This is a genomic window from Pseudonocardia sp. OZ21 (assembly GCF_059359135.1).
In genome coordinates this window covers 188,355-206,807 of record NZ_JCADBN010000009.1, presented here as the reverse complement: position 1 = coordinate 206,807, position 18,453 = coordinate 188,355, and the positions used below count along the sequence as shown (strand labels likewise).

The 18,453-nt window shown below is 73.1% G+C and carries 18 protein-coding genes; 12 read left to right on the top strand and 6 right to left on the bottom strand.

Annotated features, from left to right (window positions below):
• Positions 1-73 precede the first annotated feature (73 nt).
• Both serC and sepH read left to right on the top strand, forming a co-directional pair.
• Positions 74-1,228: a phosphoserine transaminase gene (gene serC / locus AC5L35_RS21670; RefSeq protein WP_495061489.1), complete on the top strand. Its 1,155-nt coding sequence runs from the start codon at positions 74-76 to the stop codon at positions 1,226-1,228.
• A gap of 244 nt (positions 1,229-1,472) precedes the next feature.
• Positions 1,473-2,552 carry a septation protein SepH gene (sepH, locus tag AC5L35_RS21665; RefSeq protein WP_495061488.1) on the top strand — a complete coding sequence of 360 codons (1,080 nt, stop codon included), beginning with the start codon at positions 1,473-1,475 and terminating at the stop codon, positions 2,550-2,552.
• Positions 2,553-2,576: 24 nt separating this feature from the next.
• Here the strand turns inward: sepH and AC5L35_RS21660 are convergent, their stop codons facing one another.
• Together AC5L35_RS21660 and AC5L35_RS21655 are read right to left on the bottom strand one after the other, a co-directional pair.
• Positions 2,577-3,134: a DUF2537 domain-containing protein gene (locus AC5L35_RS21660; protein ID WP_495061487.1), complete on the bottom strand. Its 558-nt coding sequence runs from the start codon at positions 3,132-3,134 to the stop codon at positions 2,577-2,579.
• A 4-nt stretch (positions 3,135-3,138) separates the two neighbouring features.
• Positions 3,139-3,951 carry a TrmH family RNA methyltransferase gene (locus AC5L35_RS21655; RefSeq protein WP_495061486.1) on the bottom strand — a complete coding sequence of 271 codons (813 nt, stop codon included), beginning with the start codon at positions 3,949-3,951 and terminating at the stop codon, positions 3,139-3,141.
• A 177-nt stretch (positions 3,952-4,128) separates the two neighbouring features.
• On the opposite strand from AC5L35_RS21655, the gene AC5L35_RS21650 reads away from it, so the two are divergent.
• The 7 genes from AC5L35_RS21650 to AC5L35_RS21620 all read left to right on the top strand — a co-directional run bounded on the left by AC5L35_RS21650 (position 4,129) and on the right by AC5L35_RS21620 (position 11,927).
• A complete protein-coding gene (locus tag AC5L35_RS21650) occupies positions 4,129-5,637 on the top strand; it encodes a glutamate-cysteine ligase family protein (protein ID WP_495061485.1) in 1,509 nt (502 codons plus the stop codon).
• Between the two features lie 379 nt (positions 5,638-6,016).
• Positions 6,017-6,979: a hypothetical protein gene (locus AC5L35_RS21645; RefSeq protein ID WP_495061484.1), complete on the top strand. Its 963-nt coding sequence runs from the start codon at positions 6,017-6,019 to the stop codon at positions 6,977-6,979.
• Between the two features lie 5 nt (positions 6,980-6,984).
• On the top strand, positions 6,985-7,650 hold the full coding sequence (locus AC5L35_RS21640; RefSeq protein WP_495061483.1) for a hypothetical protein: 666 nt from the start codon (positions 6,985-6,987) through the stop codon (positions 7,648-7,650).
• A gap of 3 nt (positions 7,651-7,653) precedes the next feature.
• The gene (locus AC5L35_RS21635; RefSeq protein ID WP_495061482.1) at positions 7,654-8,793 is read left to right on the top strand and encodes a VldE C-terminal domain-containing protein; all 1,140 of its coding nucleotides are present in this window, start codon (positions 7,654-7,656) and stop codon (positions 8,791-8,793) included.
• A gap of 4 nt (positions 8,794-8,797) precedes the next feature.
• On the top strand, positions 8,798-9,409 hold the full coding sequence (locus AC5L35_RS21630; protein WP_495061481.1) for a hypothetical protein: 612 nt from the start codon (positions 8,798-8,800) through the stop codon (positions 9,407-9,409).
• 19 nt (positions 9,410-9,428) lie between these two features.
• On the top strand, positions 9,429-10,916 hold the full coding sequence (locus tag AC5L35_RS21625; RefSeq protein ID WP_495061480.1) for a glycoside hydrolase family 16 protein: 1,488 nt from the start codon (positions 9,429-9,431) through the stop codon (positions 10,914-10,916).
• 180 nt (positions 10,917-11,096) lie between these two features.
• Entirely contained in the window at positions 11,097-11,927 is an 831-nt protein-coding gene (locus tag AC5L35_RS21620) for a glycoside hydrolase family 16 protein (RefSeq protein WP_495061479.1), read from the top strand.
• 145 nt (positions 11,928-12,072) lie between these two features.
• Here the strand turns inward: AC5L35_RS21620 and AC5L35_RS21615 are convergent, their stop codons facing one another.
• Entirely contained in the window at positions 12,073-13,509 is a 1,437-nt protein-coding gene (locus tag AC5L35_RS21615) for an NCS2 family permease (protein WP_495061478.1), read from the bottom strand.
• Between the two features lie 45 nt (positions 13,510-13,554).
• On the opposite strand from AC5L35_RS21615, the gene AC5L35_RS21610 reads away from it, so the two are divergent.
• The 3 genes from AC5L35_RS21610 (at position 13,555) to AC5L35_RS21600 (ending at position 15,690) form a co-directional block, all read left to right on the top strand.
• Entirely contained in the window at positions 13,555-13,806 is a 252-nt protein-coding gene (locus AC5L35_RS21610; RefSeq protein ID WP_495061477.1) for a DUF2530 domain-containing protein, read from the top strand.
• Positions 13,807-14,035: 229 nt separating this feature from the next.
• The gene (locus AC5L35_RS21605) at positions 14,036-14,773 is read left to right on the top strand and encodes an SDR family NAD(P)-dependent oxidoreductase (protein ID WP_495061476.1); all 738 of its coding nucleotides are present in this window, start codon (positions 14,036-14,038) and stop codon (positions 14,771-14,773) included.
• A 2-nt stretch (positions 14,774-14,775) separates the two neighbouring features.
• A complete protein-coding gene (locus AC5L35_RS21600) occupies positions 14,776-15,690 on the top strand; it encodes an SMP-30/gluconolactonase/LRE family protein (RefSeq protein WP_495061475.1) in 915 nt (304 codons plus the stop codon).
• A gap of 6 nt (positions 15,691-15,696) precedes the next feature.
• On the opposite strand, the gene AC5L35_RS21595 is transcribed toward AC5L35_RS21600, so the two are convergent.
• From AC5L35_RS21595 to AC5L35_RS21585, 3 genes are all read right to left on the bottom strand, one after another.
• Positions 15,697-15,909: a hypothetical protein gene (locus AC5L35_RS21595; RefSeq protein WP_495061474.1), complete on the bottom strand. Its 213-nt coding sequence runs from the start codon at positions 15,907-15,909 to the stop codon at positions 15,697-15,699.
• Positions 15,910-16,108: 199 nt separating this feature from the next.
• Entirely contained in the window at positions 16,109-17,308 is a 1,200-nt protein-coding gene (locus AC5L35_RS21590) for a L,D-transpeptidase (protein ID WP_495061473.1), read from the bottom strand.
• Positions 17,309-17,406: 98 nt separating this feature from the next.
• Positions 17,407-18,444, bottom strand: coding sequence for a UDP-N-acetylmuramate dehydrogenase (locus AC5L35_RS21585; RefSeq protein WP_495061472.1), 1,038 nt, complete (start codon positions 18,442-18,444; stop codon positions 17,407-17,409).
• Positions 18,445-18,453: the final 9 nt, after the last annotated feature.

Here is an 18,453-nt window from a genome sequence, read left to right as displayed (position 1 = left end):
GGAGATCAGCCCGGCCGTCAACGCTCCCCGCGAGCCGTAAACGGTGACGCCCCACACCGGTTTCTCCGCGCCGATGGCTGCAACACTGGAGCCTGTGACCGCCTCCACCTCTCCTGACCTGCAGATCCCCGCCGACCTCAAGCCTGCCGACGGGCACTTCGGCTGCGGACCCTCCAAGGTCCGCCCGGAGCAGCTCGCCGCGCTCGCCGACGCGGGCGCCGCCGTCATGGGCACGTCGCACCGCCAGAAGCCGGTGAAGTCACTCGTCGGCCGGGTGCGTTCCGGGCTCGCCGAACTCTTCTCGCTGCCCGAGGGTTACGAGGTCGTTCTCGGCAACGGCGGGTCCACGGCGTTCTGGGACGCCGCTGCGTTCGGCCTGGTGCGCGACCGCGCCCTGCACCTGTCCTACGGCGAGTTCTCGTCCAAGTTCGCCGACTCCACCCGCGGGGCCCCCTTCCTGGCCGACCCGGTGGTGATCAAGGCCGACGCGGGCAGCGCCCCGGCCCCCGCGACGGACCCCACCTGCGACGTGCTCGCCTGGGCCCACAACGAGACCTCCACGGGCGTCGCGGTGCCGGTGGTGCGCCCGGAGGCCGCGACCGACGGGCAGCTCATGGTGATCGACGCCACGTCCGCCGCCGGCGGCCTGCCCGTCGACGTCCGCCAGGCCGACGCGTACTACTTCGCGCCCCAGAAGGGCTTTGCCTCCGACGGCGGCCTGTGGATCGCGCTGATGAGCCCGGCCGCCCTCGCCCGCGTCGCCGAACTGGCCGCGTCCGACCGCTGGATCCCGCCGTTCCTGTCGCTCGCCACGGCCGTCGACAACTCGGTCAAGGACCAGACCTACAACACGCCCGCGGTCGCCACGCTGTTCCTCATGGCCGAGCAGATCGACTGGATGCTCGGGCTCGGTGGCCTCGACGCCTGCGTCGCCCGCACCGCCGACTCGTCGAGCCGGCTCTACGAGTGGGCCGAGAAGTCGACGTTCGCCACCCCGTTCGCGGATCCCGCTCACCGGTCGCAGGTGGTCGGCACGATCGACTTCGCCGACTCCGTGGACGCCGCCGCGGTGGCGAAGACGCTGCGCGCCAACGGGATCGTCGACACCGAGCCGTACCGCAAGCTCGGCCGCAACCAGCTGCGCATCGGCATGTTCCCGGCCGTCGACCCCGACGACGTGCAGGCACTCACGGCCTGCATCGACTGGGTCGTGGAGCAGACATCCTGACGGTCGTCCACCGCTCGCGTCGTGATATGAGCAGTATCGGTAACGCTGTGTAGTTACAACTGTTACCTTCACACACTGCTCCAAACGGCCGAAAACGTGCGATGCTGCGCGGCGCGGGGTGCGCTGACCGGGGGCGGCAACGACGTGGGACGACGTCCACCGGACCCGGCGCGCCTCCGCCGCAGGTTGCGATTTGGCAACTACCGTCACCCAGACGGGGAGTACGAGAGCGGGGAGGCCGCCGATGCGGGCGCTGCGGGTCGTCGGGATCACCGAGGGTGGCGGTGAGATCTCCGTCGTTCTCGAGGATCCCGAACGTCACGAGCGCTTCTCTGTGGTGGCCGACGAGCAGCTGCGTGCCGCTGCTCGTGGAGACCTTTCCCGGCTCGGGCAGATCGCGATCGAGTTGGAGAGTCAGTTGCGCCCACGTGAGATCCAGGCCCGCATCCGCGCCGGAGCGTCCGTGGAGCAGGTCGCCGCGGCGGCAGGCGTGCCACTGCAGAAGATCGAACGCTTCGCCTATCCGGTGCTGCTCGAACGCACCCGAACGGCAGAGGTGGCCCAGCGTGCCCATCCGGTGCGCGCCGACGGACCCGACACCCGGATGCTCGGAGACGTGGTCGCCCACACCTTCGGCCTCCGTGGCCAGGAGTACGGCGAGGCCGAGTGGGACTCCTGGAAGGGCGAGGACGGCCGCTGGGTCGTCGCGCTGTCGTGGCGTGCGGGCCGGTCGGACAACCGGGCGCACTGGACGTTCCAGCCGGGTGCCAACGGCGGCACGGTCACCGCGATCGACGAGCACGCCAGCGACCTCGTCGAGGGACTGCCCGCGAGGCCACTGCGCACCGTCGGGCCGGTCATCGAGATCGGACGCACCGAGGAGCCCCCTCCGGCGCCGGCGCCCAACCACCCGGAGGAGCTGCGCGCCGCGGCCTCCGACAACGTGCGCGGCGGGCGGATCGACGCCGGCCGCGAGCACTCGCCCGCACCTGAGCCGCCGCGGGCGGCCGAGCGCCCCGCGCGCACCGCACCGGAACCTCGACGTCCCGTGCCGCCCGTGCAGCGCCAGGCACCGGTCGAGACCCGCACCAGCCCGCCTGCGGCGCCCGAGCGCGAGCAGCAGCCTGCCCCGGCCGCGAAGGAGACCCCCGCGGCCCCGGCGGCGAGCGAGCAGGCCTCGGAGCGACCCGCCGCTGAGGCAGCGGCCGACGAGCAGCAGCCCGCACCCGAGCAGCAGCCCGCGGCCAACCGGCGGACCAAGAAGGGCAAGCCGGTGATGCCGTCGTGGGACGAGGTGCTGCTGGGCGTGCGCGGCCAGCGCTGACGCGCTAGGAGGGTCAGGGCGCTCCTAGCCGAGGAGGCCCACCAGGAGCACCACCCACGCCATGGCGAGTCCTGCCGCCCCGCCGAGCGCGGGCCAGCGCCAGAGCGGTGTGTTCCGCAGCAGGTAGAGCGACGGCGCCAGCCCGAGCGCGACGAGCAGGTTCGCCGGCACCCAGAGCAGGCCGAACGCCTCGGCGAACGCCCGGCTGAGTGCGATGTCGGCGAACGCGGCGAGCACCGCGGAGAACGCGGCGATGGTGAACCCGGTGGCCCACGGCGTGGGTCCGGCCGGTTCGGCAGGCAGCCGGGGGATCGGGCCGGTGGAACCCGCCGGCACCGACTCGACCTCGCCCGTGATCGGGTCGGTGAACTCCACGGACCTGCCGAGGTGGTCGGCCACGCGCGACGCCAGCTGGCGCCCGCGGCGCTGGAGCACGTCGAGCTCCTGCGGACCGCCGGACCGCGTCACCGACACCGCGAACGCCGCCCACTCGCGCAGCGCGTCGAGCAGATCGGGGGGCAGATCCGGGTCACCGGGCTGCCGCTCCCCCAGTACGACCCGACCTCCTGTGACGAGCTCCACCCGGTCAGCCTACGGCCGTGCCCACGGCGTGGAAGGCCACCGCGGCCGCGGTCGCGACATTGAGTGAGTCGACCCCGTCGGCCATCGGGATCCGGACCCGGACATCGGCCGCTGCGAGCGCCTCGTCCGACAGGCCCGGTCCCTCCGCGCCGAGCAGCACCGCGACCCGCTCCCCCCGCAGTCCCGACGCCGTCAGCGGCACGGCGTCCGCCGCCGGCGTCAACGCCGCGACCTGCATCCCGGCCGCCCGGAGCACGTCGAGCGACTCCGGCCACGGCCCCGGCAGCTCGACGAACGGCACCCGCAGGACGTGCCCCATCGACACGCGCACGCTCCGGCGGTAGAGGGGGTCGGAGCAGCGGGGGCCCAGCAGCACCGCGTCGACGCCGAGCGCGGCGGCGTTGCGGAACAGCGCGCCGAGGTTCTCGTGGTCGTTCACCCCCTCGAGCACCGCCACGAGCCGGGCGTCGCGCAGCAGCGCCCCAGGATCCGGCGACCCGGCCCGATCCGCCACCGCCAGCACCCCTCGGTTGAGGTGGAACCCCACGACCGCGGACATCGTCGAGGCGTCCGTGGCGTACGCAGGCACGTCGAGCCCGGCCAGCTCGTCGGCGAGCTCGTCGATCCGCCGGGGCACCCCCAGCAGCGAGCGCACCGGGTACGGCGAGTCGATCATCCGGCGCACCACGACGACCCCTTCGGCGATCACGAGCCCACGCCCTCCCGGACGGTCCGGTCGGCGGTCGGCGGCCGTGAGGTCGCGGTAGTCGTCCGCCCGTGGGTCGGCCGGGTCGTCAAGGGTGATGATCGTGGCCACGCTCCGAATCGTCCCAGCCGCGAGGTGTCCCACCCGTCATCCGGTCGGCCGTAGCGAAGGGTTCACCCACCGTGTCACGGTTGACAACCGCCCGGAGGCGCCCGCCGCCCGAGGACTGCTCGGGTCCGAGCATCGAGACAGCTCCGGCTCGGCCCGGGGGCAGGAGGCACTGCACGCATGGGTCAGGACGTCGACCGACGAACGTTCAGTCGACGGGATCGACAGCAGTACCGGGCAAAGGTGCAACGCTGTCTCGACGTTCTCGCACTCATGCTGCGGGAGCACCCGTTTGCCCGCGACGAGCCCATGACCGGGATCGAGGTGGAGCTCAACCTCGTCGGCCGTGACCTCGAACCCTCGTTGACGGGTGCCGACGTCCTGCAGGCCATCGGCTCGTCCGAGTTCCAGTCCGAGCTCGGCCGCTGGAACCTCGAGCTGAACCTGCCGCCCCGCCTGTTGCCCGGCGACCGGTGGCGGCACCTGGAGCACCAGCTGCTCGACGAGCTCGCCGTCGCCAGGGCGAAGGCCGTGGACTCCGGCGCGAACCTCGCCGTCATCGGCATCCTCCCCACGCTGGAGCGCCGGCACCTCGTCGCCGCCGCCCTGTCGCCCGACGAGCGCTACACGATGCTCAACGAGCAGATGCTGAACGCCCGTGGTGAGCCGATTCGCCTCGACATCGCCGGTGACGACCCGTCGGGCCGGCACGGGGTGGAGCCGGAGCACCTCATCGCCGACTTCGACTCCATCGCACCCGAGGCGGCCTGCACCTCCATGCAGCTGCACCTGCAGGTGCACCCCGACTCGTTCGCCGGCTACTGGAACGCCGCGCAGTGCGTCGCGGGGGTGCAGCTGGCCGTCGCGGCCAACTCCCCGTTCCTGCTCGGCTCCCGGCTGTGGGCCGAGACGAGAATCCCGCTCTTCGAGCAGTCGTGCGACGTACGCACGCCCGAGCTGCGCAACCAGGGCGTCCGGCCCCGGGTGTGGTTCGGCGAGCGCTGGATCACCTCGATTCTCGACCTCTTCTCGGAGAACGGCCGGTACTTCCCCGCGCTGATGCCCGTCACCGAGGACACCGACCCGATGACCGAGCTGCAGGACGGCCACGTGCCGGGGCTCGACGAGCTGCGGCTGCACAACGGCACCATCTGGCGCTGGAACCGCCCCGTGTACGACATCGCGGACGGGGTGCCGCACGTCCGCGTCGAGAACCGCGTGCTGCCTGCCGGGCCGACCCCGCTGGACATGGTGGCCAACGCGCTGTTCTTCTACGGGCTGCTGCGCTCGCTCGTGGAGGCCGAGCGGCCGCTGTGGAGCTCGATGTCGTTCGAGGCCGCCGAGGAGAACTTCACCACCGCCGCGCGGCACGGCATGGAAGGCCCGCTCTACTGGCCGGGCAACGGCTGGATCCGGCCCGACGAGCTCGTGCTGCGCAAGCTGCTGCCGCAGGCGGCCGAGGGGCTCCAGCGGTGGGGCGTCGCCTCCGAGGTGATCGACCGGTACCTGTCGGTGGTCGAGCGGCGCTGCGTGAACCGGCGGACCGGGGCGTCGTGGCAGCTCGACACCGTGGCGGCGCTGGAGGCCCGCGGCGCCGACCGGCCGACGGCGTTGCGCGGCATGCTGGAGCGCTACCTGGAGTCCTCGGCGGCCAACGAGCCCGTGCACAGCTGGCCGCTGCCCAGCTGACCCGGCGGCGGTCCCGTCCGGACCGCACACATCCCGTGGCCACCGTGCACACGTCCTGACGTGTGCACGGTGGCCATCAGGTGTGCACGGTCAGGCGACGCCCCGCGGCCGCAGGCCCCGCGTTCACCATCGCAAAGCGCTCTCCCGTTCCGCCTCGCGGCGGGAGGGGCGCTCCTAGTGTCGATCCCGTTCCGATCGCGGCTGCACCGAGGTAGCCGCAGGTCGATCGGCCGAGCCGGTCGGCACCACCACTAGTCCGTGCGCCCGGGCGATCCGCTGCGGGTGCGATCTCGCGCGCCCGCAGACCGGGGGGAACCATGCCCGAGCGACCCGCCCCGACCCTCCGCACGCGCCGGGCCGCGCTCGCCGGCCGAGCCTGGTGACGACCGTGGCCCGCTTCCGGCTCTTCGGCCGCGCCCCGGCACCCGAGGGCCCACCGCCCGGCGCCCCGGCCCCGCACGGCGGCTCCTACGGCCCGCCGGCGGCGTACGGCCCCCAGCCGCCGGCGTGGGGAGCCCCCGCTCCGGCCGCCGGCCCGCCACCGGTCGGTGCGGGCGCCCCCTGGCCCGCTCCCGGTGTCGCCGGCCCGGCCACCCGCGCGGCCCGGCCGGTGCTCCCGCGGGGTTCCGGCTACGACGACCCGCCCACCGACCCCCACGGCTTCCCGCCGATCACCGCTGTTCCCGTGCCCGCCCTGCCGGGTCCCCTCCCGCCGCAGGCCACCGGGCCGGCGCTGCCCCACCAGCCCGCTGCGCACCCCTGGGGGCAGGCGCCCCCGATGCCCGACGCGCCCGCGCCCCATCCGGCCGAGGCGGCCGCGCTGGCCGGTGCGTTCGCCGTCGACTACCTGTCCTGGGACGAGGACGATCCGCAGCGGCGCGGGCGGGTGCTGCAGGACTACCTGGCGGCTCCCGCCACCGACCCGGCGCATCTGGGCTGGGCAGGCCACGGGCGTCAGCGCGCCGAGTTCGCCCTGCCCGGGCGCGTGAGCCCCGACGGCGACGGACGGGTGCTCGTCGACGTCCGGGTCCGGGTCACGCCGTACCGCTCGGTGGGCGACCGCGGCCCGGACAACCTCCCCGAAGCGGAGCCCGGCAACGTGGCAGGCACGCCTGCGGTCGCCCCCGCTCCCACCGGACGCGGCTGGCGCAGCCTCGCGTCGTTCTGGGTCCGGCTCAGCGTCCCCGTGGTGCTGGAGGGCGCCCGGCTGGTGATCGACGCCGGGGAGGAGATCCTCGGCGAGGAGCCCGCGCCGCCACCGACGGCCGCTCCCGCCACCGACGACCACACCCTCGCCGACGACGACCCCCTTGCCGAGCCCCGTGCGGCGGGTGCGTGGTGAGCGGCATGCGTGCGCCCGTGATCGCCGGGCTCGCCGCGGGGTCGGGCACGAGCACCCTCGCCGCCGCCCTGCACGCCCGCGACGCCGGCCGGTTCGAGGAGTGGGCCGCCCACGGGGCCGACATCGTCGTGTGCCGTGCGGAGCAGCCGTCGCTCCGGCGCGCCGCCACCCTGGCCTGCGCCCCGGCCGGCCCGCGTCCGCTGCTCGCAGTCACCCTCGGCCCCGGCGACGAACAGCAGCGCGCCGCGGAGACCGCGCTCCCGGCGCTGCAGCCGCGCTTCTCGGCCGTCGTGGTGCTCCCGCACGTCCCCCGGTGGCACGACCGGGCCCTGCCGCACGACGAAGCGGCCGCCGTGCTCGCCCAGACCGCGGAGCACCTGCCGCGCCCGTTGCGGGCCTATGCCGCGGCGTTGCGCACGCTCGCCGTGGGCGTGGTCGGATCGGGTCTGCTCGGCCGGAGCGTCCCGCCCCTGCTCGCCGTACCGATGGCCGCGCCCCGGCCGGCCCTGCCGGAGCCGCTCCGCCGGGCAGAGCCGCGCCGACCGGTCCTGCTCACCCCGCCCCGCCCGGTCGCGCCGGTCCCCCTGTCCCGGACGGCTCCCGAGCCCGATGACGAGGAGATCGAGGCCGAACCCGTCCGCGCGGGCGTCGCGGCGGGACGAGCGGAGTGAGCGGTGGCCGGAACGGCACGCGCGCGCGGGTTGCTGCGCGCGGCACTGTCCACGATGGCCGGCCTGTTCCTGCTGGGCGCGGCACCCGCACCGGCACCGGAGGCGATGTCGGGCGTGGCTGTCGAGCGGGTGCCGGTGCCGGCCCGCGAGTCGCTCCCGCTGATCACGGAGCTCACCGCGTCGCAGTGTCCCGAGCTGCCGCCGCTGTGGGTGGTGGCCCAGGTGCAGGCGGAGTCCGGGTGGGACCCGGCGCTGGAGTCGAGGCGCACGGGCGGACCGGCCGGGCTCTACCAGCTCAGCCGGCGCAACTGGGAGGCCGCGGGCGGCCAGGCGTGGGGCTCCGACCCACCCGCGACCGACGCCGCCGTCCTCTCCGCGGAGCACCACCTGCGCGTCGCGATCCCGTGGGTCTGCGCCAACCTCCGAGCCGTCACGTCGCACCTGCAGACGACCGGCAAGCCGACCGCACCGCTCGACGCGATGCTCGTCTGCCACATCGCGGGATGCGGCCGGGTCACGGGCAGCGCCACCGGTGTGCCTGCTGCGGGCGAGGCCGGCTGCGGCGAACGTTGTGCGCAGGTGGTCCGGCGCTACCTCGCGGCGGTGCACGGCAACCTGGACCGGTTCGCGGCGCCGCCACCGGAGCCCGCGGCCGCCCCTGCACCGGCCCCGGCTGCGGCGCCTGCGGCCTGGACCGGCGGCGCCACGGCCTGCCGGCCACCCGACCCCACCGGCGACGGGTGCCTCACCGGTGCCGCCCGGCACGGGCTCGAAGCCGCCGCAACGGCCTTCGGCAGCTGGTCGGGGGGCCCGCTGATCCACTCGGCAGGCTGCTGGGACAAGCACGCCTGGAACCCGCGCAGCGACCACTCACGCGGCCGGGCCTGCGACCTGTTCCCCACCACACCCGGCACGTTCCCGAAGGGCGCGGAGCTGGACGCGGGCTGGCGCGTGGCCGACTGGTTCCGGGCCAATGCCGAACCGCTGCGGGTGAAGTACCTGATCTGGCAGGGCCGCTACTGGGACCCGAGCGTCAAGGACGACGGCGGATGGGGCAGGCGCTACACGGGCGGCGGGGTCTACGACGTCCGCGACGCCACCGGCGGCCACTTCGACCACGTGCACGTGAGCTTCCGGGAGTGAGGCCGTGACGCGCCGGAACCGTCGAGGGCCGCTGCTGGCCGCTGTCGCTGCCGCCGCGGTGGCAGCGGTGGCTGCAGTGCTGGTGGGCGGCGCGGCCGCTGGTGACGAGCCGCCGTCGGGAGACCCCCCGCTCGGCGCGGCACTCAGCGAGGAGGACCGGATCGCGCTGGACGCACCGCCCGTGAACCGAGGCGACGCGCCCGCCGCGGTGAACCCGGCCGTCGACCTCACCGATCCCGAGGCCGTGGCCCGCGCCTACCTCGCCACCGCCCACTCCATCACCAGCGGCGACACCGGCCGCACGCACCTGCGGGCAGCGGGCTACGCGGTGCCGGGCACCGCGCCGGGCACCGTCGGTGTGGTCGTCGTCGACCCCCCACCGCCCGGCTCCCTCCGTACCGCGGCGGTGACGGCGCTGGAGCTCGTCGCCGCCGACCACGACGGCCTGCGGCGCGGATACCAGGCCGAGGTCGGCACGGCCACGGGGCCGCCCGGCGGCTCGGTCGTGGTCGACCTCGTCTCGCGCTACGTGGTGCTGGCCCTCCAGCCGGACGGCCGGTGGCTCGTGGCCGCGGACTCCCCCGCCACCCCCGAACTCCCCGCCGGGGAGGACTGATGCGACAGGAGTGCCCGTCATGAGCTTCGAGGAGCTCGAGGAGCTGATCCGGAAGTACCTGTCGACCGGCATCGCCGTGGTGGTCATCCTCGTCGCACCCGGCACCGAGGCCGCCCCGGGCGGGCCGCTGCCCGCGGAACCGTCGATCCGGGTCATCGAGCCCGACGGGGCCGCTGCCACCGGGCCGGACAGCGGTGGCGGCGACCGCGCCCCTGCTCCCGATGCGGGTGACCGCGAGCCGGCCGAACCCGAGCAGGGCAGCACAGCGGACGGCTCCGACGACGATCCGGAGCGCACCGGTGCAGCCGGCCGCGACCCCGAGCGCAGCGACGACGGCTCCGGGGACGCCGACTCCGGCACCGGCGACGACAGCTCGAGCGACGACACCCCGAGCAGAGATCCGGGCACCGACGACAGCGACGAGAACGACACGGGCCGGCAGCGCGACGGCGAGCGGGACTCCGGCTCCGGCTCCGACGGCGACTCGGGCTCCGACAGCAGCTCGAACAGCGAGGACCCGGCCGGCTCGGACGGCTCCGGCAGAGGTTCGGACGGCGAGGATGCCTCCGGCTCGGGCAACCGCTCCGGCGGCTCCGGCGGAGGGGCGGCCACGGGCTCCGGCACCGACGCGAGTGCCGGCACCACGGCGGCCCAACGTCACGGCTGGGGCACCCCGAACCGCGAGGACGACTTCTCGGCCGGCGCCGAGCAGTGGGACATCTACGACGGTCCCGGTCACGGCGGGAACGGCACCCGCTCGCCGTCGGCCGTCTCGGTGCAGGACGGCATCCTCACCATCACGGGCGACTCGTCCGGCACCACCGCGGGCATGGCGTGGAACCCGGGCCAGAAGTACGGGCGGTGGGAGGGCCGCGTGCGGGCTCCTGCGGCCGACCCGTCCTACAACGCGTTGCTGCTGCTGTGGCCCGACGCCGAGAACTTCCCGGTGGGCGGCGAGATCGACTTCATGGAGATGATGGACCCCTCCCGCCAGCAGACCGACATCTTCATCCACTACGGCGAGGACAACTCGCAGGTGAACGGCAAGGTCGAGATCGACGGCACCGAGTGGCACAACTGGGCCGTGGAGTGGACGCCGAAGGGCATCACCGCCTTCGTCGACGGCGAGGAGTGGTACCGCACCACCGACACCAGCATCCTGCCGCCCGGACCGATGCACCTGTGCATCCAGCTCGACTGGTTCCCGGAAGGTGACACGCCCAAGGAGTCGACCATGCAGGTCGACTGGGTCCGGCAGTACTCCCTCGACGGCGAGAGCGGCAGCGCGGCGGAGAGCGGTTCCGCCGACGACTCCAGCGGTGACTCCGGCAGGGACTCCAGCGGCGACTCCGGCAGGGGCGACGGCACGACCGGCCGCCAGAGCGACTCCGACAGCGACAGCGACAGCGACAGCGACGAGGACTCCCCCACCGGTAGCGACAGCGGTGAGGAGGACGGCGCGGGCTCGATCCGGGAACTACTGCGCCGGATGTTCTCCTGGCGATGACCCGCCCGCGATCCCCCACGAACAGGACAAAAGGGACGGAAATTCGCTAATCGGACCCTCTCAGCATCCGCACAGTGCCTGCACCCTACGGTTCTCCCCGTGTCCGACACGCAACAGCTATCCACGCCCGACCCACCATCCGCGCCCCCGCCCCGGGATTGGCACCGGACAGTCATCATCGTGACGGCCATCGCCGCCGTGGCGGCGTTGGTGGGCGTGCTGATAGTCGTCGTCGGAGGACAGGGCGGGAGCGACGGTGGCGCACCGGCCGCCCCGAGCGACGCCGGCCGCGACACCCGCGACCCGCTGCGGCCGCAGGGGCAGGCGAGGCTCGACCCGAGCACGCGCTCCGACACGGAGGCGGCGGTCCGCAACAACTGGCAGCTCCAGACCAACGACGAGTTCGACGGCACGCAGATCGATCCCGCGCTCTGGAGCCTCTACACCGGGGAGACCACCGGTGGGGTCGGGCGGCACGACCCCGACAACGTCACGGTCACCGACGGCACGATGAAGATCACCAGCCACGGCTACTCCTCCGCCGGCATGGCCTGGACCCAGGGGCAGCTGCACGGACGCTGGGAGGTGCGGGCCCGAGCCCAGCAGGGCACCGGGTACGGCGCCGTCATCCTGCTCTGGCCGGACGCCGAGGACTGGCCGGAGGGGGGCGAGATCAACTTCATGGAGATCCCCAACGGCGCGCGCAACGAGAGCCACTTCGTCCTGCACTACAGCGAGGACAACAGCCAGATCGGCACCACCACGGTCGGCGACTTCACCCAGTGGCACAACTACGCGGTGGAGTGGGGGCCCGACCACGTGGCGGGCTTCATCGACGGCCAGGAGATCTTCCGCAGCAGCGACCCGAAGACGATCCCGCCGCGCCCGATGCACCTCGCGATCCAGCAGGACATCGGCCCGTACGGCAAGGACTGGATCCCGCCGCTCGACGACACGACGCCCGAGCGCGTGCAGCTCGAGGTCGACTGGGTCCGCATCTACGGATACTGACCAGGGGCGGGCACCGCGCCGGAAGCTGCAACGGGGGTCCTGACCGAATGGCCAGGACCCCCGTTGCAGTCCCGAACTGACGCGTCACTCCCACCACGAAGCGACAAGGAGAGGTTAGCCTAACCTCTCCTCCGGTCGCAAGGCTTCACCCGCGGAACAGCGCCTCCAAGGGTCCTACCGCGAAGTAGCCGACGAACGCCACCGCCACCACCCACATCAACGGGTGCACGGAGCGCCCGCGCCCGGTGGCCGCGGCCAGCACGACGTAGGAGATGAAGCCCGCCCCGATCCCGTTGGCGATCGAGTAGGTGAAGGGCATGACGACGATCGTCAGGAACGCCGGCAGCGCCACCCGGAACTCGGTGAAGTCGATCTGGGTGATCTGGCGCATCAGCAGCGCGCCCACGACCACGAGCGCCGGGGCCGCGGCCTCGATGGGCACCACCGAGTAGAGCGGTGTGAAGAACATCGCGAGCAGGAAGAGCGCGCCCGTGAGCACGTTGGCCAGGCCTGTGCGCGCACCCTCCGCGATGCCCGACGCCGACTCGATGAACACGGTGTTGGACGACGCCGACGCCGCTCCGCCCGCGACGGCACCCACGCCCTCGACGATCAGCGCCCGGCCCACCCCCGGCAGCTGACCGTCCTTGCCCACGAGCCCGGCCTGCTGGCCGAGTCCCGTCATCGTGCCCATCGCGTCGAAGAAGTTGGCGAGCACGAGCGTGAACACCAGCAGCACGACCGTGAGCAGGTCCAGGTGGACGAAGGCCCCGAAGGACACGGCACCGACGAGCGAGAGGTCGGGCAGGCCGACCACGCTGTGGGGAAGCTCGGGCACCGACAGCGCCCAGCCCTTCGGGTTGGTACCCGCCGACGCTCCGACGTGCGCGATCGCCTCCACGATGATCGCGAGCACCGTGGTGATCACCACACCGAGCAGGATCCCGGCGCGCACCCCCCGGGCCACCAGCAGGCCCGTGACCAGCAGTCCGACGACGAACACGAACGTCGGCCACGACGCGATCGAGTTGTCGATGCCCAGCCCCACCGGCACCGTGGTGGCCGCCGCGTCGCCGATGCGCCGGACGAAGCCCGCGTCCACCAGCCCGATGAACGCGATGAACAACCCGATCCCGACGGCGATCGCGGCCTTCAGCTCAGCCGGGACGGCATTGAACACCGCTGTGCGGAAGCCCGTGACGGCGAGCAGCACGATGATCAGCCCGTCGACCACGACCAGGCCCATCACCTCCGGCCAGCTCATCAGCGGGGCGATCGTGACGGCCAGCAGCGTGTTGATCCCCAGGCCGGTGGCGATCGCGAACGGATAGTTCGCGACGAGCCCGAACAGCAGCGTCATGACCCCGGCCACCAGCGCGGTGACGGCCGCGACCTGGGGAATGCCCAGGACGTGGCCCAACGCGTCGGGTTTGGCGCCCGGTGCGTCCGGGGCGATGCTGCCGAGGATCAACGGGTTGAGCACGATGATGTAGGACATCGTCACGAAGGTGATGAGCCCGCCACGCAGCTCACGACCGACGGTGGAGCCGCGCTCGGAGACGCGGAACAGGCGCTCGATCACCGACACAACTTAGAGCGGGTGGGACATCGCCGTACGCTGCACGTCGTGCTCACACCCCCGCCCCTACCGGCCCGGCTCAGCCAGCCCGGCACGGTGGCGATCGCCGGCTCGCTGGTGTGGGCCGTCGCGGCGCTGGTGCTGCTGGTCGCGGCGCTGCTGGGGTGGCACCCGCTGGACATCTGGTTCACCACCTGCCTCGCGGGCGTGGGGGTGGGCGCGCTTGGCTACGGGATCTTCACCTGGCAACGCGCCGCGGCCCGGCGGGGGTCCCGCACCGCGCAGGAGGGGCTGGACTGATCCGACGGCGCCGCCGAGCGCCCCGTGTCTCGAGGAAACGAGGCTTCCACGGCACTCGTGCGGCGGCCACAAACGTCCACCGGGTTCCTCGCGGGCCCAGGCGGCCCCTCGCGGCGTTGCCGCCCTGGCGAACACCCCGGTATGAGCTGCGGGCGGCGCCTTGCGAGGAACCACCCGGATCCCGCGATCAACCCGGCAACGTTCGTGGCCACCGCACTAGGCTCGTCGTATGACCGATCGACCCACCGCCGTCGTCACCGGGGCCAGCTCCGGCATCGGAGCCGCCACGGCCCGCGCCCTCGCGAAGGCGGGCTTCCACGTGGTGCTGGGCGCCCGGCGCACCGACCGGTGCGCCGAGATCGCCGCCGAGATCGAGGGCACCGCGGTGCGCCTGGACGTCACCGACTCCGAATCCGTCTCCTCGTTCGCCGCTGCCGTGCCGGACTGCCGCCTGCTGGTCAACAACGCCGGCGGCGCCAAGGGCATGGAGCCCGTCGCGGACGCCGACGAGGAGAACTGGCGCTGGATGTTCGAGACCAACGTGATCGGCACCCTGCGGGTCACGCAGGCGCTGCTGCCGGCGCTGCTCGCCTCCGGTGACGGGCACATCATCACCGTCACCTCGATCGCGGCGCTGGAGCCCTACGACAACGGGGCCGGCTACACGGGGGCCAAGCACGCCCAGGCGATGCTGCACCGGACGCTGCGCGGCGAGCTGCTCGGGCAGCCGGTGCGGCTCACCGAGGTCCTGCCCGGACTGGTGGAGACCGAGTTCTCCCTCGTGCGCTTCGACGGCGATGCGGAGCGGGCGGCCGGGGTGTACCGCGGCATCGAGGCGCTCACGCCCGACGACGTGGCCGACGTGGTCGCGTTCGCCGCCACCCGGCCGAGCAACGTGAACATCGACCAGATCGTCCTCAAGCCTCGCAACCAGGCGAGTGCCACGCGGATGAACAGGGAGGGCTGACAGTGCTGGTCGAGCCGGACGGCGTACTCGAGAAGGTCGCCTCGGGGACCATCTGGGCCGAGGGGCCGGTGTGGCTGCCGGAGAGCCGGTCGCTGCGCTTCAGCGACATCCCGAACAACCGGATCCTCGAGTTCTCGGAGGACTCGGGCGAGCTGCGCGTCCATCGTGAGGACGTGGAGTTCACCAACGGCCGCACGCTCGACCTCGACGGCTCGGTGCTCCAGTGCTCGCACGGCAGGCGTGCGGTGGAGCGGGAACGGGACGGGGTCGTCGAGGTCGTCGTCGACCGCTGGGCGGGAGTGCCGTTCAACTCGCCGAACGACGTGATCGTCAAGAGCGACGGCACCATCTGGTTCACCGACCCCTCCTACGGGATCCGCAAGCCGGACGAGGGCCACCCGGGTGAGCTGGAGTACGGCGACCACTTCGTGTTCCGGTTCGACCCGCGCGACGGGTCGGTCACCCCGGTCGTCATCGACGTCGAGATGCCCAACGGGCTCGCGTTCTCCCCCGACGAGTCGCTTCTCTACGTGGCCGACTCCGGCATGTCGCCACCCACCGGCGTCCGGGAGCCGACCAGGCCGGGAGGGCACTCGATCCACTGCTATGACGTGTTCGACGGGCGCCTGTGCAAGAACGGCCGGGAGTTCGTCGAGGTGAACCCCGGTCTGCCGGACGGCATCCGCGTGGACGAGGCCGGGAACGTGTGGTCGTCGAGCTTCGACTCGGTGCAGGTGTTCGCCCCCAGCGGGGAGCCCCTGGAGCAGGTGCCCGTGCCGGAGAAGGTGGCGAACCTGTGCTTCGGGGGCGATGACGGACGCACCCTCTACATCACGGCAACCACCAGCCTGTACCGCATCCGCACCACGGTGCGGGACACCGTTGCGGTGCGCCGCTCAGCCGCGGGCGGCCGATAGCCCCGGCTACGGGGTGGCCGTCTCCTCGGACGGGCGGTGCTCGTCGGCGGCGTCGCCCGGCGCGTTGCCCTCCACCGCTCCCGCGACGCGCTCCTCGGAGTCGCGCAGGATCTCGGCGGCCTCCGCGGCGCGGTCCTCGCCGCCCTGCTCGGCCGCCCGTTCCTCGGGAAGGGGCTCGGCTCGGGTGGCCGTCTGGTCGCTCAGCTCGTCGGGATGCATGCGGGCGCGTACCCGGGCGAGCCGGGCGGCAACCGGCCTAGTGCGGTGGCCACGGACGTTGCCGGGTTGATCGCGAGATCCAGGTGGTTCCTCGCAAGGCGCCGCCCGCCGCCCATACCGGGGTATTCGCCAGGGCGGCAACGCCGCGAGGGGCCGCCTGGGCCCGCGAGGAACCCGGTTGACGTTAGTGGCCGCCGCACTAGAGGGCCGAGAGGCTCTGCCACTTGTCCCAGCTGAGCGTCCAGTCCCAGATGTCGCCGTCCTTGGCGGAGAGCTGGACCGGGGTGCCCGTGACCTCGACCGGGTCGCCGTACAGCGCCGTGTCGTAGTAGGCCTTGGCGTTGTCGATCGACAGGTTGACGCAGCCGTGGGTGACGTTCTCCGAGCCCTGCGCCGCCGCCGACGCCGGGTTGGCGTGGACGAACTCGCCGTTGTTGCTGATCCGGACGGCCCACTTCTCGACGGTGTCGTAGCCGTACTGCTCGCTGACCATCCGCTTGTCGGTGAACTTCTCGCTGACCACGTGGATGCCGGACCTGGTGTTGCGGTTGGGGTCGGTCCCGAGGCCGTAGCTCGCCGGGTAGTCGGCCACCTGCTGCCCGTCGCGAATCACGACCATGCGGTGGCTGTTGACGTCGGCCTTCACGACCTGCGAGCGCCCGATCTGGAAGGTGGAGGTGACGTCGGCGGCCCCGTAGGCACCCTGGCCGTAGGCCACGCCGAACAGCTTCGCCTTGACGGTGACGGTGGTGCCGCTCGGCCAGTAGGCCTTCGGGCGCCAGTCGACGCGGGAGCCGCCGCCCTCGTCGGGCAGCCAGCCCCACGAGCCCTGCACGGGCACCGACGTGGTGACCGACAGAGCGCGTTCGGCCGTGGCCCGGTCGGCGACGTGGCCGTGGAACTGGACGCGCACCGGGGCCGCGACACCCACGGTCTTGCCGTCACCGATGTTGAGGGTGCCGCGCACGGTCTTCGCGGGTGTCAGGGTGGAGAAGGAGCCCTCCAGCGGCACCGACTTGCCGTCGACCCCGTTGGCCGAGCCGGTCCACGTGTAGGACGTGCCGTAGGCGAGCCGGTCGCTGCTGGTCCAGCTCGTGCGGTCGGCGTTGAACGAGCCCTTGACCGCTTTGCCCTTCGGACCGGTCAGCGTGACGCGATCGAAGACGCCCTCCCGGACGGTCACGGTGGCCGAGCCCGTGGGGTTGGTGGTGTCCGAACCGGCGGCCGGCTCGTAGTCGATCGCGGCGACCGGAGCGACGATCTGCTGCGGCGCTTCGACCGCCGGCGGCGGAGTCGCGGCCGGCGCCGTCTGGTTGTCGCGACCGGCGGCTGTGGCGGCGGTGACCACGCCCAGCGAGCCGACCAGCACAACAGCCAGGACCAGCAAGAGCCTCTTCATGCGTTTGATTCCCCTCACAGCACTTCCCGCAGTGAGAGACGTCCGAACACCAGCCCGGTTGCCCCCCGACGCTGCTCCTGCCGGAGCGTACGCGCGCCTCAGAATCGGCAGTGGATCAGCACCGGCTCCGCCACCAGGTCGATGCCGAACCGCTCGCGCACCCCGTCGCGCACCTCTCTGGCCAGCACGAGGAGGTCGGCGGTGGTGCCGTCGCCCCGGTTGGTGAGGGCCAGGACGTGCTTGCCCGACAGGGCGACGCGGCCACCGGGACCGGGATGCCCACGGCGGAATCCGGCCTGCTCGATCAACCACGCCGCCGGGAGCTTGACCAGCCCCGGCCCGGCCGGCCAGCGCGGCCCGTCGCCCGGCGCGTCGGCCTCCGGGAGCACGGGGTTGGTGAAGAACGAGCCCGCGCTCCAGGTGTCGTGGTCGGCCGGATCGAGCACCATGCCCTTGCCCGCACGCAGTCCGAGCACCGCCTCCCGGGCGGCCGCGGCCGGCACCCGCGAGCCCGGTTCCACGCCGAGCGCCCTGGCGAGCTCCGGGTAGCGGATCGGCGCGCTCGTGCCGTCGGCGGACAGTACGAACCGGACCCGCAGCACGATGGCGTCGTCGCGTCCCTTGAGCGAACTCGTGCGATATCCCAGCCCCAACTCCCCCGCGGGCACGTGCTCGCGGACGACGCCGGCGCCGCGGTCGTAGAGGTCGACGTCGACCAGCAGTTCGGCGATCTCCACGCCGTACGCACCGACGTTCTGCACCGGCGTCGCGCCGGTGCGGCCGGGGATACCGGACAGGCACTCGAGCCCGCCGAGCCCATCGGCCACCGAGGCGGCCACGACCTCGTCCCAGTCCTCGCCAGCCTCGACCGTGAGCAGCACGGAGCCGTCGTCCCGGCGCTCCACGGCCCGTCCGGTGCTGGTGACCCGCACCACCGTGCCCGGCCATCCCTGGTCCGCGATCACGACGTTGGAGCCGCCGCCGAGCAGGAGCACCGGCTCGCCGACGACGTCGGCGCTGCGCAGGGCGTCGACCACGGCCCCTGCTGAGCTCGCGGCCACCACCGAGCGGGCCGGTCCGCCGAGCCGCAGAGTGGTGAACGGGGCGAGCCGGGTGGCCACATCAGGTACCGACACGGGTGTCAA